A 16800-nucleotide genomic window follows, 5' to 3' on the forward strand; every position below is an offset into this window, starting at 1 on the left:
CATGACAGATCATGTCCCTGGCCGACTTTATCCTCATCATGCGCCTTTGTGACCGAGCCGATCTGTCTGGCCGCGACCCATGAATGTCGCGACTTTCAAAATTCGCGATAATTTTTTCAGCGCCGACCCAAGGAAAGCCATCCGAGAAACGTCTCAATCTCGAAATAGCATCTTGCTGGTCGGTTTGGGGTAGGTGCGGAATTGGATGCGGAGCTCATAGAACGAGCGCAGGGCGGCGACCGGGAGGCCTTCGGGCAACTGGTCTCGCGTCATTATGATTTCGTCCACGCGACGGCGTGGCGCTGGTCGGGCAGTTCCACGGATGCCGACGACATCGCACAGGAGGTCTGCGTCAAGCTCGGCGCGGCCATCGGCAGCTTTCGCGGCGCCAGTCGCTTCAGAACCTGGCTCTATACGCTGACGCTCAACGCCGCCCGCGACCACAGACGCAAGCTTGCCCGAGAGGAGCAGACATTCCGCGCTTATGCCGCCGAACCGCAGCCGGATGCGCCTGATGGAAATGACGACGAGCTATCGGGCGAATTATGGGCCGCCGTGCGCGCCTTGCCGGAAAGGCAATGCGACGCCGTGCTGCTCGTCTATGGCGAAGGCCTCAGCCATTCTGCTGCCGCCGATGTCATGGGCTGCTCGGAGGCGACCGTGTCCTGGCAGGTTCACGAGGCGCGTAAGAGGCTGAAAACCGTGCTCGGCAAGGAAGAGGTATGACCGTGGACAAGGAACTGGAAAAGCTCTCCCGCCTCACACCGCCGGCACCCGATCCGGAGGCGCGCGCGCGTGCGCTTGCCGCAGCGATGCAGGCCTTCGACACCGCCGAAAATAATGCGCAGGCGCCCCAAGGAAATGCGAAAGGCTGGCGTCAAAGCTCCATCATCAACTGGATATGGAGTCCTGCCATGAACAAGAAATTCCTCGCCGGTTCAGCCCTTGCGACGCTGCTCGTCATTCCGGCCGCCGGTTATCTCACGATCGAGCTGACCCGCAACGGATCGCCGATCGTCGACCAGACCGAGATCGCCGGCAACCTGTCGCGAGGTGAGGCGTCGAAACAACCGGTCGCAACTGCGGGCCAACCCGTCACGGTCACGCCGGAGATTCCGCCGCAAGCACCGGCCGAGAACGGCCCCCTGACTGAGCAATCAGTCGCTGACGCGCAAGGCCTGCAGGACAAGGAGTCTCAAATCCTCGCAAAGCCCGATGCGGGACGGACGTCCGAATTCGATGCCGACGACATCGCCGCCCTTACGAACAAGTCGGAGAGTTCTGCCGCGGCCCTCGGGGCGGCCAAACGCTCCGCGCCGGCCGCACCCGGCATCGCCCCCCAACAGCAACTGGCCGAACCGATGGCCGTCGCCCCCTCGCCTGCGCCGCCGGCGGACGGACCTATCCAGATCCAGCGCGATCCCGGCCGCGAGCGGTTTGCCAATGCCGCGGCAAATCCGATCAAGAGTGTCGCGACGGATCCGGTTTCGACCTTCTCCGCCGATGTCGACAGCGCCTCCTATTCCTTCGTCCGCCGGTCGTTGACGGGTGGGGCGATGCCCGATCCGCAATCGGTTCGCGTCGAGGAGATGATCAATTATTTCCCCTATGACTGGCCGGGTCCCGACAATGCCGACCAGCCGTTCAAGGCGACGGTGACTGTCATGCCGACCCCGTGGAACCGCGACACGGAATTGATGCATGTGGCGATCAAGGGCTATGACATCGCACCGGCAACCACGCCGCGTGCCAATCTGGTCTTCCTGATCGACGTCTCGGGCTCGATGGACGAGCCGGACAAGCTGCCGCTTCTCAAGAGCGCTTTCCGTCTTCTGGTCAACCGGCTGAAGGCCGACGACACCGTCTCGATCGTCACCTATGCCGGCAATGCCGGCACCGTGCTGGCGCCGACGCGGGTGGCGGAGAAATCGAAGATCCTGTCGGCGATCGACGGACTGGAGCCCGGCGGCTCGACCGGCGGCGCCGAAGGTATCGAGGCCGCCTATGACCTTGCCAAACAGGCCTTCGTCAAGGACGGCGTCAACCGGGTGATGCTGGCGACGGACGGCGATTTCAATGTCGGCCCGTCGAGCGACGAGGACTTGAAGCGCATCATCGAAGAGAAGCGCAAGGACGGCATCTTCCTGACCGTTCTCGGCTTCGGGCGGGGCAATCTCAACGATTCCCTGATGCAAACGCTGGCCCAGAACGGCAATGGCAGTGCGGCCTATATCGACACCTTGGCGGAGGCACAGAAGACGCTGGTCGAAGAGGCCGGATCGACGCTGTTTCCGATCGCCAGCGACGTCAAGTTCCAGGTCGAGTTCAACCCGGAAAGGATCGCCGAATACCGCTTGATCGGCTACGAGACGCGGGCACTGAATCGCGAAGATTTCAACAACGATCGTGTCGATGCCGGCGATATCGGCTCCGGCCACAGCGTCACGGCGATTTACGAAATTACGCCCAAGGGAAGCCCCGCGGTCATGAATGACGACCTGCGTTATGGCGACAAGGCGCCGGCCGAGACCGCCGATGCCGCGCGTGAAGACGAGCTTGCCTTCGTCAAGATGCGCTACAAAAGGCCGGGCGAGGACAAGAGTACGCTCATCACCACGCCTGTCAATGACAGCAACGCGGTCGCCGCCGTCGATGCCGCGCCGCAGGATGTCCGTTTCTCCGTGGCCGTCGCCGCCTTCGGCCAGAAACTGAGCCGCATCGCCGCCCTCGATTCCTATTCCTATCAGGCGATTGCCGATCTCGCCGCGGCATCGCGGGGAACGGATAGCTTCGGCTACAGGTCGGATTTCCTCGGCCTGGTCCGGCTGGCGGACGGCCTCAGCCAGCGGTGAGGTAAGACGTAAATGCCGTCCCAAACGAGAGGCCGTCCCAAAAGGGCGGCCTCGGCTTAGTGATTACCCCGGTCTCGACCCGTTGGCAGTGAGATAGACAGCATAAAGGGACGTGCTTGCGGTGATGAAGAGACGGTTCAATTTCTCTCCGCCGAAGGTGACGTTGGAGACGCCCTCGGGAATATGGATCTTGCCGATCAACGTTCCATCCGGGTCATAGGTGTGGACGCCATCGCCGGCGCTCGTCCATATCCGGCCATTCCGGTCCACGCGAAAACCATCGAACAGGCCTGAGGTACATTCCGCGAAAACGCCGAGATCGCTCAGTCGTCCCTCATTCGAGACTGCGAGCTTCCGGATGTGACGCGGGCCGCCGGGCTGGTGCGTTGCCCCGGTATCGGCGACGTAGAGCACGCTCTCATCCGGGGAAAAAGCCAGTCCGTTCGGCTTGACGAAATCGGAAGTGACCTGATCGGTCGTGCCTGTTGCCGGGTCATGCCGGTAGACGTGGCATCCGCCGATTTCCTCCTCGCAGTAGTCGCCCTCGTAGTCGTGAAGAATACCGTAGCTCGGGTCGGTGAACCAGACGGTCCCATCGGATTTGACGGCGACGTCGTTCGGGGAATTCAGCCGTTTGCCTGCAATCCGATCGGCCAGGACGGTAATCCTGCCGTCGAATTCGGTGCGGGTGACACGGCGCGTCAGGTGCTCGCAGGTGATGAGCCGGCCCTGATTGTCGACCGTGTTGCCGTTCGAGTTGTTGCTGGGCGCGCGGAAGACCGACGTATGCCCGCTGGTATCGTCGTAGCGCATCATCCGGTTGTTGGGGATATCCGAGAAAACCAGATACCGCCCGGCGGCAAACCAGGCCGGTCCCTCCAGCCAGCGACCACCCGTCCAAAGCCGCTCGACGCGGGCGTGGCCGACGAAGCAGCTTTCGAAACGCGGGTCGAGAACCTCGAACCCCGTACCGTCAATTTGCCCGAACATGATGCTCCTCCGTTTCATCAATTGTTATCGATATCATATTGTCGTGTTTTGAAGCTGTCGTACAGGTATCGATGCGCCGAGAATCCTGGTTTTTCGACTGCGGAACGGTGCATCACTGCAATAAAATCGATTGTGCGATGATAGCGATAACTTTATCCTGTGTTGAATTGCCCAACTCGGAAGCTTTGTGAAAGCGGAGACCAGTGAAGAACGAGGATGTGCCGAAAGACAAGCGTCTCAAGCCGGGAGAGGCTCAAAAGCTGACGATGGCGGAGGTCGCCAAATATGTCGGCGTCTCCGCCATGACCGTTTCGCGTGCCTTTCGCCAGGATGCGAGTGTTTCCGAGGAGACCCGCAAGCGCATCATGGAAGCCGTCGATGCGCTCGGCTACGTGCTCGATCTGTCGGCCGGCAGCCTGTCGTCGCGGCGCAGCGGCTTCATCGCCGCCCTGGTGCCGTCGATCAACAATTCGAATTTTTCCGACACCGCACGCGGCATTACCGATGCGCTGGAAAATACCGGCCTTCAGCTTCTTCTCGGCTATACCGACTATTCGGCGGAGAAAGAAGAAGAGCTGATCGAAGCGATGCTGCGCCGCCGCCCGGAAGGCATCATCCTGACCGGTGGTTCGCACACGGCGCGCGCACGGCGGATGCTCGCAAAAGCCGGCATTCCCGTTGTCGAGACGTGGGAACTTCCGGAAGATCCGATCAATCAGGTCGTCGGCTTCTCCAACAGCGAGGCGATGTCCTTGCTGGTGCGGACGCTTGCCGGCCAGGGATATCGGAAGTTCGGTTATATCGGCGGAACGACGGCGCGCGATACGCGCGGCAGCCAGCGGCGCAGCGGTTTCCAAAAGACGGTTGAAGAACTCGGCCTCGGACCGGGACGGATGATTTCCTTCGGCGTTCCGCCCATCACCATGGAACAGGGTGGCCAGGCAATCGTCAGCCTGCTGGAGCGCTGGCCGGACACGGAAGTGGTTCTCTGCGTTTCCGACCTCTCCGCCTTCGGCGCCATCATGGAATGCACGCGCAGGGGAATGAAGGTTCCTCGGGACATCGCCGTTGCCGGTTTCGGCGATTATGAGATCTCCTCCATCTGTCATCCGCGCATCACCACCATCAATGTGGACTGTTATGGCATCGGTCGCCAGGCGGCCGGTCGCCTGCTGCACGCCCTGCAAAGTGGCGAGGCGACCGGCGATGAGATCACATTGACCGGCTATAGGGTTGTCCTGCGCGAAAGCACGGACAGGAACGGCACGCCGACAGCTTGAGCACCACAACGCCGCGCCTCTTTCAGATGCGCGGCGTCGCAACAGTTTGAATTTTTGAACATCTATTTCTGAATCGATTCCGATTTAAGGAATGATCCAGCAGGTTCAGAAGGCGATCTGGACTTTCATCGACTTGCTGCGATCGCCGGCCAATTCGAAAGCGGCGACGGCCTCGTCGATTCCGAAGACACCTGTCAGCAGCGGCTTCAGATCGACGCGACGCGCGTTGATCAGTTCGACGGCGAGCGCAAATTCCTCGTGAAAACGGAATGTCCCGCGCATCTCGATCTCTTTCGCAACGATCATGTTCTGCGGAATCGAGACATCGCCGCCAAGGCCGAGCTGAACGAGAACGGCGCGGGGCCTGAGCGTCTCCAGGCCCGCGCGCACCGCCCGTTCATTGCCTGACGCCTCGAACATGACGTCGAAATATCCCTTGTCGGCGCTATAAGCGGCGAGGTCGGCGGCATGCGTGGCAACGTTGATCGTTCTGTCGGCGCCGCTGGTGCGCGCAATCGCCAGAACGCTGTCGGTCACGTCGGTCGCGACGATCTCGCGGGCGCCGAGAACGCGGGCTGCAACGATCGCTAGCATGCCGATGGGGCCGCACCCGGTGACGAGCACCCGTTTGCCCAGCAGCGATCCGGCGCGGTTTGCCGCATGCAGCGTCACGGCAAAGGGTTCGGCAAAGGCGGCCTCGTGGATGGAAATGCCATCGGCGACCTTGTGGCATTGCCAACGTTCCGCCACCAGCCGCTGGCGAAAGCCGCCCTGAATATGCGGCATCGGCATGGCACTGCCGTAAAACCGCATGTTGAGGCAGTGGTTCTGCTGTCCCTTCAGGCAATATTGGCAATGGTTGCACGGCCGGCTCGGCGAAACCGCAACGCGGTCTCCGACGGCAAGGTCGGCGACGCCGGCGCCCAGCGCCTTGACCGTGCCGGCGATCTCATGGCCGAGGATCATCGGTTCGCGCAGGCGAACGGTGCCGAAACCGCCATGATTGTAATAATGCAGGTCGGAACCGCAGATACCGCCAGCTTCGATGGCAATCTCCACCTGCCCGACGCCCGCAACCTCCGGCTCGCGCTCCTCGATCCTCAGATCCTTGGCGGCATGGATGACGATGGCTTTCATATCGGGACCCTCACACGACGGGAGTTGGAAGCGGGTTGCCGGCAAAATGCGCGGCGAGATTGTCTCTGACCAACTGGCCCATGGCCTTACGTGTCTCGACGGTACCCGAGCCATGATGGGGCTGCAACACCACGTTTTGGAGCGTCAGGAAACGCGCGTCGATCCTCGGTTCGTTCAGGAAGACATCAAGGCCGGCGGCCTTGATCGTGCCATCCCGAAGGGCTGCGATCAGCGCCTCTTCGTCGACGGTCGTTCCGCGCGAAACATTGATCAACATGCCGTTGGGACCGAGCGCTTTGAGCACATCGGCGTTGATGATCTTCATGGTCGCCTGCCCGCCGGGGACGATGACGATCAGAAAATCGGCCCAATCGGCAAGTGCGACCAAGTCCGGCTGGTAGGCATAGGCAACATCCTTGTGCTCGTTGCGGGCGAAGTAGGAGATCTCACAACCGAAAGCGGCGGCCCGCTTGGCGATCGCCTTGCCGATCCGCCCCATGCCGGCGACCCCGACTTTCTTGCCGGAGACCCTCGTCACCAGCGGCATGGCGACGCTGCCCCACTGGCCGGAGCGGACGAGCACGTCGGCCTGCGGGATCTGCCTTGCCGTGGCAAGCAGCAGTCCGATGGCGATATCGGCGACATCTTCGGTCAGCACGTCAGGCGTGTTGGTGACGCGAATGCCGTTGGCGCGGGCATAGGACAGGTCGATAGCGTCGGTGCCGACGCCATAACAGGAGACGATCTCCAGCTTCGGCAATTGCGCCATCAGCTCTGCGGACGCGCCGAGTTCGCCGCGCGTTGCTATGGCGCGGATATCCTTGCCGACTCTTGCAATCAGTTCCTGCCGGTCGGTTGCTTCCCACAGGCGATGGATGCGGTAGTTCGCCTCCAGATCCACCATGTCCCATTCCGGATAAGCTCCGGCCATCAAGATTTCTACCTCAGGCATTCCGTTTCCATCCCGCATTTTGACAGTTGATTATGTTATCGATAACATATAATTCGAAAAAGGGATGTCAAGTGAGTTTCACCGCCAGCGGCAGCGTCAGCCGTCGCCCGCGGCGAGACCGGAGGAGTTATGAGATGAAGAACTTGTTTGATCTTACCGGACGCCTTGCCCTGATCACCGGCTCGAGCCAGGGGATCGGTTATGCCCTGGCCGAAGGGCTGGCGCAGCATGGCGCCGAGGTCATCATCAACGGCCGCACGCCCGAAAGTGTCAAACGCGCGGTCGCGAGCCTCAAGGATCAAGGCCTGTCGGCCCATGCGGCGATCTTCGACGTCACCAGCAAGGACGCCGCCAAAGAAGGCATAGATGCGATCGAAGCCGATATCGGGCCGCTCGACATCCTGATCAACAATGCCGGCATGCAGTTTCGCACGCCGCTGGAAGACTTCCCGGCGGACAAATGGGAGCTGCTGCTGACCACCAATATTTCGAGCGTGTTTTACGTCGGCCAGGCGGCGGCCAAACCCATGATCGCCCGCGGCCAGGGCAAGATCATCAACATTGCCTCCGTGCAAAGCGAACTGGCGCGCCCCGGCATTGCTCCCTACACGGCGACCAAGGGCGCGGTGCGCAATCTGACCCGCGGCATGTGCGCCGACTGGGCCAAGTACGGCCTGCAGATCAACGCGATTGCGCCGGGCTATTTCAAGACGCCGCTCAACCAGGCGCTCGTCGACAATCCGGAATTCTCTTCCTGGCTCGAGAAGCGGACGCCGGCCGGACGATGGGGCAATGTCGAGGAACTGGTCGGCGCTGCCGTCTTCCTCTCGGGCCGCGGCTCGTCCTTCATCAACGGGCACACGCTTTATGTCGACGGCGGCATCACGACCTGCCTCTGATAGAGACGGGACGATGAAGCGCGCGAAAATGGCACCGCCTCTGGCCGTTGTCGTCATGGGCGTCAGCGGCTGCGGCAAATCCTCGGTCGGAGAACGCATTGCTGCCCAAAACGGCATGGCGTTTCTAGAGGGCGACCAGCTCCACCCGCCTCAAAACGTCGAGAAGATGGCGCAGGGCATACCGCTGACCGACGACGACCGCCTGCCCTGGCTCGACCGGATCGGCGCGGAAATCAGCACCGCGCTGGACGCATCGCAAGGATTGGTGATTTCCTGCTCGGCGTTGAAGAGAAGCTATCGGGACAGGTTGCGGCAGGCGGCGGGCGGGCGCCTGGCCTTTGTTTTCCTGGAGGGGTCCCGCGATCTGCTGCTGTCGCGGATGCAGGCGCGTCAGGGCCATTTCATGCCGGCGTCTCTCCTCGACAGCCAGTTGCAGACGCTGGAGCCGCCGGCCGGTGAGCCTGGTGTGGTGACGGTGGCGATCGATAATGCCTTGGATGATATTGTAGCACTGGCTTGCAAGGGATTGAGCGGCATGGCCGTCAAGGGAGGAGATTAGCATGCAGGATGATCACAGGGCAGATGTCGCCGTCATCGGCGCCGGCATCATGGGAACGGCAATCGTCAGCCGATTGATCGAAACCGGGCACAAGGTCTCGGTCTTCGACCTGGACGCCGAAAAAGTCGCGGCTTTGCAGGCCAAGGGTGCCTATGCGGCAGGCTCCGTGAAGGATGCGGTCTCACGGTCGGCGTTTTGTGTGCTCAGCCTCAATCACGCAAATATCGTCCGGGCCGTCGTCTTCGGCGAAAAAGGTGTTTCGGCGGCTGCCAATGCCGACAAGGTGCTGATCGACATGTCCTCGATCGACCCGGCCGAAACGGCCGACATGGCGACGCGGTTGCGCCGGGAAACCGGCATGGCATGGGTGGATTGCCCATTGTCCGGCGGCGTGCCGGGTGCGCTGAGCGGACGCCTGACGATCATGGCCGGCGGCAGCCCCGAGGATTTCGAGCGGGCGCGCGTGGTGATGCGGCATCTTGCCGCCAATTACACGCTGATGGGCGCATCGGGCGCCGGGCAGACCACGAAGCTGATCAATCAGCTGTTTTGCGCCGTTCTGTTCCAGGCCGTCGCCGAGGCGGTCAAGCTCGCTGAAGCCGGCGGCGTCGATCCGGCTGCCATTCCGGCAGCCCTTGCCGGCGGCAGGGCGGATAGTCGCATATTGCAGGAATTCATGGCGAAATTCGCCGCCCGGGATTTCTCGCCGACAGGCAGGATAGACAATATGTTGAAGGACTTGGATTCGCTTCAGGCCTTTGCGCTGAAGACGAAGACGCCATTGCCGATGACCGGCGCGGTGGTCGAGATCCACCGCCTGCTCTGCTCTGCCGGCCTCGGGCCGAAGGACTCGGCCGAGATGATGCGGCTTCTCGACGGATTTCAGGCCGGCTGACGTCAATTCCTCGAGAAATTCGCGATCGTCATCTTTCCGCTTGACCATCCGTAAATGTTATCGATAACATACAGTCAATGACAACTGCAGCTTTGGGAGGAGCCACAGTGGAAGCCAAGAGACTGCTGGAGTTCCAGTCGATCACCAAGAGCTTCGGCGGCACGCAGGCGCTGCGGGACGTCTCGATCGACCTGCGCGAGGGCGAAATCCTCGCGCTGCTGGGAGAAAACGGCGCCGGCAAATCGACGCTCATCAAGACACTTGCGGGCATCTACAAGCCTGATAGCGGCGACATCCTGTTTCGCGGCCAGAGCTATCATCACCGCCCTCCGAAGCCGAACGAGCGGCAGCCGGTTGCCTTCATCCACCAGGATCTCGGTCTGATCGAGTGGATGACGGTCGGCGAGAACATGGGCCTGTCGCAGGGCTTCTCGATGCGTCGCGGCCTGATCGATTGGAACAGGACGCAGGCGCGTGCCAAGGAAGCCTTGAAACTGGTCGGCTGCGATTTTGATCCCACCACGCGGGTCTCGGCGCTGTCGCGCACCGAAAAATCGCTTGTCGCCATTGCCCGTGCGCTTGCCGTCGAAGCCGACGTTCTGGTGCTCGACGAGCCGACGGCGAGCCTTCCCGCCGATGAAGTCGATCGGCTGTTCAATGCGATCCGCCCGCTGAAGGACCGTGGCGTCGGCATGATCTACGTCTCCCACAGGCTCGACGAGATTTTCCGCATCGCCGATCGGGTCGCCGTTCTGCGCGACGGCTGCATGGTGGGACAGAAGCCCGTCAGCGAGACGACACCCGACGAGCTGGTGACGATGATCATCGGCCGCAGCGGCGACAGCCTCTTTTCCAAGACGGAGATCAGGCCCGGCAAGGCAATCGTCGAGGTTCGCGATCTCGTTTGCGCCGGCACGAGCCCGATATCCTTCGAAATTCGCGAGGGCGAGCTTCTGGGCCTGGCTGGATTGCGTGGCGCCGGTCAGGAACGGATCGGCCGCGCGCTGTTCGGCTGCGAGCCCTTCAACGGCTCGGTTCTGCTGCATGGCGAGGCCCCGGACCTTTCGAGCCCGCTGCGGGCCATGGCGTCGGGCATCGGCTTGATTGCCCGTGACCGGACGGAGGAATCCGTGGCGCTGTCGCTTTCCATTCGGGAAAATACCTATCTCAATCCGGGCGCCGTCGGACGTGGGCTTTTGTCCTTCCTGTCGCCGCGCGGCGAAGCCGATCTTGCCCATAAGATCGGCCATTCCGTCGGCCTGCGGCCGAACGACCCGGATCTGCCGGTGGAGGCCCTGTCGGGCGGCAACCAGCAGAAGGTGGTCGTCGGCCGCTGGCTGGCGACCGGCCGCAAGCTGCTGATTGCCGAAGATCCGACCGCCGGCGTCGACATCGGCGCGCGTGCGGAGATCTACCGTCTGATCACGCAGGCACTCGAGGCCGGTCTCGCGGTTGTCGTGGTGTCGACGGATTTCGAGGAAATCGCCCATATCTGCCACCGCGCGCTGGTCTTCTCGCGCGGCAAAATCGTCAGTGAACTGATTGGAAGCGCCCTGACGACGGAGGCGGTCATCACAGCCGCATCCGCATCGGAAGCCGCTTGAGCCATCGGGAGAACAGCCATGCAATCCATTGAATCCACGGCGCTGGAGCCGACCAAGAGCGAAATGGCCGGCCTGTCCACAGGCCAGAAGATCGGACGCCTGATCCCGGTTTACGGGCTGGTGATCCTGACCGTCGGCCTGATCGTGATCTTCTCGATCCTGCTGCCCGATACGTTCCCGACCGTGTTGAATATCCGCTCGATCGTCTCCGACAAGGCAATCATTGCGCTTCTGTCGCTCGCCGCGATGATCCCGATGGCGTCGGGCCGCATCGATCTCACCGTCGGCTATGGCATCGTGCTCTGGCACATTCTCGCCATCAGCCTGCAGACGGCCTACGGCCTGCCCTGGCCGGTCGCTGTCCTCATCGTTCTCGCACTCGGCGTCTTCACCGGCTTCATAAACGGCCTGCTGGTCGAAGTCGCGAAGATCGACAGCTTCATCGCGACGCTCGGCACAGGAACGGTTCTTTACGCGCTTGCCCTCTGGCACACCGGTGGGCGGCAGGTGGTCGGCGTCCTGCCGGAAGGTTTCTATGCGCTGAACGGCACCATGCTGTTCGGCCTGCCGATCACCGGCTTCTACGTGCTGCTGATCGCCATCTGCATGTGGATCGTGCTCGAATACCTGCCGATCGGCCGGTATCTCTACGCCATCGGCGCCAATCCGAAGGCCGCCGCCCTCAATGGCATTCCGGTCCGCAAATTCGTGATCGGCGCCTTCGTCACCTCGGGGCTGCTCGCGGCCCTGACCGGGGTCCTTCTCGCCTCGAAGCTGCGGATCGGCCAGGCAAGTGTCGGCCTCGAATATCTGCTGCCGGCGCTTGTCGGCGCATTTCTCGGATCGACGACGATCAAGCCCGGACGGGTGAACGTCTGGGGCACCTTGATCGGCGTCATCATCCTGGCGGTCGGAATTTCCGGAATTCAGCAATTCGGCGGATCGTTCTTCGTCGAACCGCTGTTCAACGGCGTCACCCTGCTGATTGCCATCGGCATAGCAGGTTACGCCCAGCGCAAACGCGGAGCTGTGAGGAGGATCACACCCGCATCCAAATGAGGATGCCGGCTCATCCCGGCATTTCACAACAAACAAAATGGAGGAGTGAACATGAAGCGCAGAATGTTATTGCAGGCAACGGTCGCAACCGTCGCCGTTATGCTGAGCATCCCGGCATTGGCCGATTCCATGGCCGACGCCAAGGCCGTGGTCGACAAGTATGCTTCCAAGGTGAGCGCCTGGGATGGCCCGACGAGCGGCCCCAAGGGCGCGACCGGAAAGAACATCGTCATTCTTGCCGCCGATATGAAGAACGGCGGCATCCTCGGCGTGGTCAATGGCGTTCAGGAAGCGGCAGGCGCGCTGGGCTGGACGGTGAAGGCGCTCGACGGCGCCGGTTCGATCGGCGGGCGGACCGCCGCCTTCGGCCAGGCCATGGCGCTGAAGCCGGATGGCATCATCATCAACGGCTTTGACGCGGTCGAGCAGAAGCCGGCGATGGAAGCGGCCAAGGCTGCCGGCATTCCGATGGTTTCCTGGCATGCGGCGTCGGCTGTCGGTCCGGTTCCCGAAGTCGGTGTCTTCGCAAACGTCACCACCGATGCGATGGAAGTATCGAAGTCCGCGGCGGATTGGGCCTTTGCCGATGCCGGCGGCAAGCCCGGCGTCATCATCTTCACCGACTCCACCTATGCGATCGCGATCGCCAAGGCCGATCGCATGAAGAAGGAGATCGAGGATCTCGGCGGCACGGTGCTCGAATATGTCGACACGCCGATTGCCGAAACCTCTCAGCGCATGCCGCAGCTCACCACCTCGCTTCTGCAGAAATATGGCGCGAAGTGGACGCATTCCCTGGCGATCAACGACCTCTACTACGACTTCATGGGACCTTCGCTCGCCTCGGCCGGTATTGCAGGCGACGGAAAACCGGTGAACGTCGCCGCCGGCGACGGTTCGGAGAGCGCCTATCAGCGGATCCGCGCCAAGCAGTTCCAGGCCGTCACGGTCGCCGAGCCGCTCAACCTTCAGGGCTGGCAACTCGTCGACGAATTGAACCGCGCCTTTGCCGGCGCTCCCTGGTCGGGCTACGTCTCGCCGCTGCATGTGGTAACGAGCGCAAACGTCGAGTTTGACGGCGGACCGAAGAACAGCTTCGATCCCGACAACGGTTACCGCGATCAATACAAGAAAATCTGGGGCAAATAAGCCTTTCAGTCAGGGCGTATCGACCGATACGCCCTGATATTCCGACAACACACCACCATCGATCCAGCTCCGGCGAGTTTTGGAAAAGAGACCCTATGATCATTCGTTATGCTTTGTTTGAAGGCGAAATCCATCCCGGCAGAGAAGCGGAATTCCGCGCATTCGTGCGGCAGCGGCTCGTCCCTCTCTGGACGAAGTTTCCGGGCGCCGAGGAAATCCGGGTACTGGACGGAATGGAACGAGACGAAGGCGCCCCGATCTATGCCATGGCGCTCGCCATTCGTTATCCCAATATGGATGCGGTGAAGGCGGCACTTCTTTCCGGTGTGCGGTCCGAGAGCCGCGAAGTCACCGGCGAACTCCTGCAACTCTTCACCGGCAAGGTGCATCACCACGTATTCTCGGCCAACGAATACGCACCGGCCTGACATCAGGCGAGTTTGACGTCGACGCCGGTTCGGGCGAAGGTCGGTTACTCCGGCCGCCGCCTGCTCTTATCAACAGAAGAGACCTATTAAGCGCCCGCGGACGATGTCCCAGGCGCTTTTTTTACGCCTGCTCACCCCGATCATCCTGCGAAGGTGCCGGATGCGATCGTTCCGGATGCTCGACTTTTGGGGACAATTTTCCACCAGCGACGCTTTTATTAAACTAAATAGTCTACCGATTTAGTAGATTATCCGCCATTTTACCGTGCATCGTTCCTGCAAACAACAATTCGAAACGGGAAGATCGACGATGACATTGGCAAAGACATTCAAAATTGCGTTGTTCAGTCTGCTTGGTCTCAGTGCCGTTCATGGTCCGGCGGCGGCCCAGGCAGATGCCCCCCTGCTTGCCAAAGTGCCGCCAGGCACGGCGCTGACGATCGGCGATCCGGTCACCCAGAAAGCCCTCGAAGTGTCCGGCCTCGACAAAGAGCTCGGTTTTGAAGTGAAATGGGCCAATATCAGCGGCGGGCCGCAGACGTCGGAAGCTTTCCGCGCCCATGCGCTCGATGTCGGATCGGTGGCCGAGATCCCCTCGATCTTCGCCAACTGGAACAACCTGCCCGTCCGCAATATCGCCTATCGCGAACGCCGTGACCCGATCGCCAATCCCATCTACCGCTTCGGTATCGCACCCGGCGCAGCCGTCAAGACGCTGGCCGATTTCCGCGGCAAACGCATCGCCTTCAGCCCGGGCCAGGCCCAGGGCACGCTCGTCCTTCGGGCGCTGCATGCGGCAGGTCTGAAGAGCAGCGACGTCACCCTGGTGGAACTGCCGAGCACCGGCGACGTCTATCCGAAGGCATTGGCGAGCAAGCAAGTCGATATCGCGCCGCTCGGCGGTGTCTATATCAGGCGCTACATTAGCCAATATGGATCGGACGGAGCGACCCTCGTGGAGCATGGCCTGCGGGACGATCCGAGCCATCTTTATGCGCCGCAATGGGTTCTCGATGATCCAGCCAAGGCGGCAGCTCTCGCCGAATATGTTGGCCTGTGGGCACGCGCCACCGAATGGGTGAACCGGAACCCGGACCTCTGGATCAAGGAATATTATGTCGGTCAGCAGGGCCTCAGCCAGGAGGATGGGGAATTTCTCGTCAAGCTGACCGGCGAACAGATCGTTCCCGCCGATTGGAGCGAAGTGAAGAAGCGCCACCAGGAAACCATCAACCTGCTGGCGGACGAGCTCGGCTACCAATCTTTCGATGTGGAAACGATTTTCGACAACCGTTTCGAAAAGCTCGGTGCCGCGGCTCTCGCCAAGAGCCAGTAACGTTCGACATCCCTTCGGAGAGGAGACCTGAAGCATGGCAACCACTTGGGATGCAGATGAGGCGAAACTATCCCTGACATCAGGCGGGAGAGTTGCGCATCGAGGTTCACGAACGGCAAGGCCGGCCGGCTCGACTGGCTCCGCCGGCCCTCGCACCCGTCGTAGGCTGGGTCCCGGACCCGCGATCCCTTTCGGGTTGCAGATCGGGCCGGCATTGCTTGTCCTGACCTGGGTTGTCGGCTCGGCGCTCGGATGGATCGACCCGCGCATCCTGTCGGCGCCGTGGACGGTCATCGAGGCTTTCGTAAGGCTGATAGAGCAGGGCCGCCTGCAGGACAATTTCGTGACGTCGGCGACCCGCGCCCTGCTCGGCCTGAGCATCGGATTGCTGATCGGTACGCTCCTGGCGGTTGTCGCCGGCCTGTCCCGGATCGGCGAAGCCCTGATCGATGGTCCGGTCCAGATCAAACGCGCGATCCCGACGCTGGCCTTGATCCCCTTGCTGATCCTGTGGTTCGGCATCGGCGAGGGCATGAAGGTCACCACCATCGTGCTTGCCGTCATCGTGCCGATTTACATCCACACCCATAATGCGCTCCGCAGCATCGACAGCCGTTATGTCGAACTGGCCGAGACGCTGCGCATGAGCCAGAAGGACTTCATCCTTCAGGTGGTGCTGCCGGGCGCCTTGCCGGGCTTCCTCCTGGGTCTGCGGTTTGCCGTGACCCTCTGCTGGGTCTCTCTCGTCGTGGTCGAGCAGATCAACGCCACCAGCGGGCTCGGCTACATGATCGATCTTGCCCGCAATTACGGGCAGACCGACGTCATTCTCGTCGGCCTGGTGGTCTATGTGCTGCTGGGTCTCGTTTCGGACGGCCTCGTCCGTTTGCTCGAACGGAGGGTCCTCTCATGGCGCCGCACCCTGGCAAACTGAAGCCCGCGACCAAGGCCGTCCACGTGCGGAACCTCGTACGCCGGTTTCCGAAAAAGACCATCCTTGACGGCGTCGATCTCGACATCGAGGAAGGCGAATTCGTCGCCCTGCTCGGCCGAAGCGGCTCCGGCAAAAGCACGTTTTTGAGGGCTCTTGCCGGTCTCGATCACGATGTCGAGGGCACCGGCACCCTCGAGACGCCGGAAAGCCTTTCGGTGGTTTTCCAGGACGCCCGCCTGCTGCCGTGGCGTTCCGTCATCCAGAACGTCACGCTCGGCCTGGCCGGCGCCTCCGGTCAGGAGGAGGGAAGGAAGGCTTTGGCGGAAGTGGGACTTGAAGGGCGGGAAACGGCGTGGCCGAACCAGCTTTCGGGCGGCGAGCAGCAGAGGGTCGCCCTTGCCCGTTCGCTGGTGCGGGAGCCGGCCCTGCTTCTCGCCGATGAGCCGTTCGGCGCGCTCGACGCGCTGACCCGGCTGAAGATGCACGATCTGCTGCGGGAATTGTGTGCAAGGCACCGTCCTGCGGTGCTGCTCGTCACCCACGATGTCGACGAGGCGATTTCGCTGGCCGACCGGATACTGGTCCTCGACGAAGGCCGTCTCATCGAGGATCTCAAGATCGATCTGCCGACGCCGCGCGATCATGGCGATCCGCGCTTTGCACAATTCCGCGCCCACCTCCTCAGCCGGCTCGGGGTCGACCTCCCGGGCCGCAAGGCTGCCTGAA

16 protein-coding genes are annotated in these 16800 nt (G+C 61.9%); 13 read left to right on the forward strand and 3 right to left on the reverse strand.

Annotated features, from left to right (window positions below):
• The first annotated feature begins 201 nt into the window (after nucleotides 1-201).
• On the forward strand, nucleotides 202-726 hold the full coding sequence (locus ACMUVN_RS09550; RefSeq protein WP_047612165.1) for an RNA polymerase sigma factor: 525 nt from the start codon (nucleotides 202-204) through the stop codon (nucleotides 724-726).
• Nucleotides 723-2852: a vWA domain-containing protein gene (locus ACMUVN_RS09555; RefSeq protein WP_414815046.1), complete on the forward strand. Its 2130-nt coding sequence runs from the start codon at nucleotides 723-725 to the stop codon at nucleotides 2850-2852. Before ACMUVN_RS09550 ends, ACMUVN_RS09555 begins: the two co-directional genes overlap by 4 nt.
• Before the next feature lie 63 nt (nucleotides 2853-2915).
• On the opposite strand, the gene ACMUVN_RS09560 is transcribed toward ACMUVN_RS09555, so the two are convergent.
• Nucleotides 2916-3842 (reverse strand): SMP-30/gluconolactonase/LRE family protein, encoded by a 927-nt coding sequence (locus ACMUVN_RS09560; protein WP_414815047.1) that lies wholly within the window; start codon nucleotides 3840-3842, stop codon nucleotides 2916-2918.
• 203 nt (nucleotides 3843-4045) lie between these two features.
• Here ACMUVN_RS09560 and ACMUVN_RS09565 point away from each other — a divergent pair, with 203 nt between their 5' ends.
• On the forward strand, nucleotides 4046-5122 hold the full coding sequence (locus ACMUVN_RS09565; RefSeq protein ID WP_047612170.1) for a LacI family DNA-binding transcriptional regulator: 1077 nt from the start codon (nucleotides 4046-4048) through the stop codon (nucleotides 5120-5122).
• Nucleotides 5123-5227: 105 nt separating this feature from the next.
• Here ACMUVN_RS09565 and ACMUVN_RS09570 read toward each other — a convergent pair whose 3' ends face one another.
• Nucleotides 5228-6259 carry an L-idonate 5-dehydrogenase gene (locus tag ACMUVN_RS09570; protein WP_063475786.1) on the reverse strand — a complete coding sequence of 344 codons (1032 nt, stop codon included), beginning with the start codon at nucleotides 6257-6259 and terminating at the stop codon, nucleotides 5228-5230.
• Nucleotides 6260-6269: 10 nt separating this feature from the next.
• The gene (locus ACMUVN_RS09575; RefSeq protein WP_097622459.1) at nucleotides 6270-7211 is read right to left on the reverse strand and encodes a 2-hydroxyacid dehydrogenase; all 942 of its coding nucleotides are present in this window, start codon (nucleotides 7209-7211) and stop codon (nucleotides 6270-6272) included.
• 134 nt (nucleotides 7212-7345) lie between these two features.
• Between ACMUVN_RS09575 and ACMUVN_RS09580 the strand changes: the two genes are divergently transcribed.
• The 10 genes from ACMUVN_RS09580 to ACMUVN_RS09625 all read left to right on the forward strand — a co-directional run bounded on the left by ACMUVN_RS09580 (nucleotide 7346) and on the right by ACMUVN_RS09625 (nucleotide 16799).
• The gene (locus ACMUVN_RS09580; RefSeq protein WP_047612176.1) at nucleotides 7346-8110 is read left to right on the forward strand and encodes an SDR family oxidoreductase; all 765 of its coding nucleotides are present in this window, start codon (nucleotides 7346-7348) and stop codon (nucleotides 8108-8110) included.
• A 13-nt stretch (nucleotides 8111-8123) separates the two neighbouring features.
• The gene (locus ACMUVN_RS09585; RefSeq protein ID WP_063475788.1) at nucleotides 8124-8669 is read left to right on the forward strand and encodes a gluconokinase; all 546 of its coding nucleotides are present in this window, start codon (nucleotides 8124-8126) and stop codon (nucleotides 8667-8669) included.
• A 1-nt stretch (nucleotide 8670) separates the two neighbouring features.
• A complete protein-coding gene (locus ACMUVN_RS09590) occupies nucleotides 8671-9564 on the forward strand; it encodes an NAD(P)-dependent oxidoreductase (RefSeq protein ID WP_097622460.1) in 894 nt (297 codons plus the stop codon).
• Nucleotides 9565-9671: 107 nt separating this feature from the next.
• The gene (locus ACMUVN_RS09595; protein ID WP_047612182.1) at nucleotides 9672-11168 is read left to right on the forward strand and encodes a sugar ABC transporter ATP-binding protein; all 1497 of its coding nucleotides are present in this window, start codon (nucleotides 9672-9674) and stop codon (nucleotides 11166-11168) included.
• Nucleotides 11169-11186: 18 nt separating this feature from the next.
• Complete coding sequence (locus ACMUVN_RS09600) at nucleotides 11187-12227, forward strand: ABC transporter permease (protein ID WP_028757289.1); 1041 nt, start codon at nucleotides 11187-11189, stop codon at nucleotides 12225-12227.
• Nucleotides 12228-12278: 51 nt separating this feature from the next.
• Nucleotides 12279-13376 (forward strand): substrate-binding domain-containing protein, encoded by a 1098-nt coding sequence (locus tag ACMUVN_RS09605; protein ID WP_047612187.1) that lies wholly within the window; start codon nucleotides 12279-12281, stop codon nucleotides 13374-13376.
• Nucleotides 13377-13471: 95 nt separating this feature from the next.
• Nucleotides 13472-13804: a hypothetical protein gene (locus ACMUVN_RS09610; protein ID WP_414815048.1), complete on the forward strand. Its 333-nt coding sequence runs from the start codon at nucleotides 13472-13474 to the stop codon at nucleotides 13802-13804.
• A gap of 310 nt (nucleotides 13805-14114) precedes the next feature.
• Complete coding sequence (locus ACMUVN_RS09615) at nucleotides 14115-15140, forward strand: ABC transporter substrate-binding protein (protein ID WP_414815049.1); 1026 nt, start codon at nucleotides 14115-14117, stop codon at nucleotides 15138-15140.
• A gap of 34 nt (nucleotides 15141-15174) precedes the next feature.
• Complete coding sequence (locus ACMUVN_RS09620; protein WP_414815050.1) at nucleotides 15175-16074, forward strand: ABC transporter permease; 900 nt, start codon at nucleotides 15175-15177, stop codon at nucleotides 16072-16074.
• Nucleotides 16050-16799, forward strand: a complete 750-nt coding sequence (locus tag ACMUVN_RS09625; RefSeq protein ID WP_414815051.1) for an ABC transporter ATP-binding protein — start codon at nucleotides 16050-16052, stop codon at nucleotides 16797-16799. The genes ACMUVN_RS09620 and ACMUVN_RS09625 overlap by 25 nt, the downstream gene beginning before the upstream one ends.
• The last annotated feature ends 1 nt before the right edge of the window (nucleotide 16800 follow it).

Origin of the sequence: Rhizobium sp. IY2 (genome assembly GCF_047532935.1) — a bacterium.
In the GTDB taxonomy this organism is placed as follows: Bacteria; Pseudomonadota; Alphaproteobacteria; order Rhizobiales; family Rhizobiaceae; genus Rhizobium; species Rhizobium anhuiense.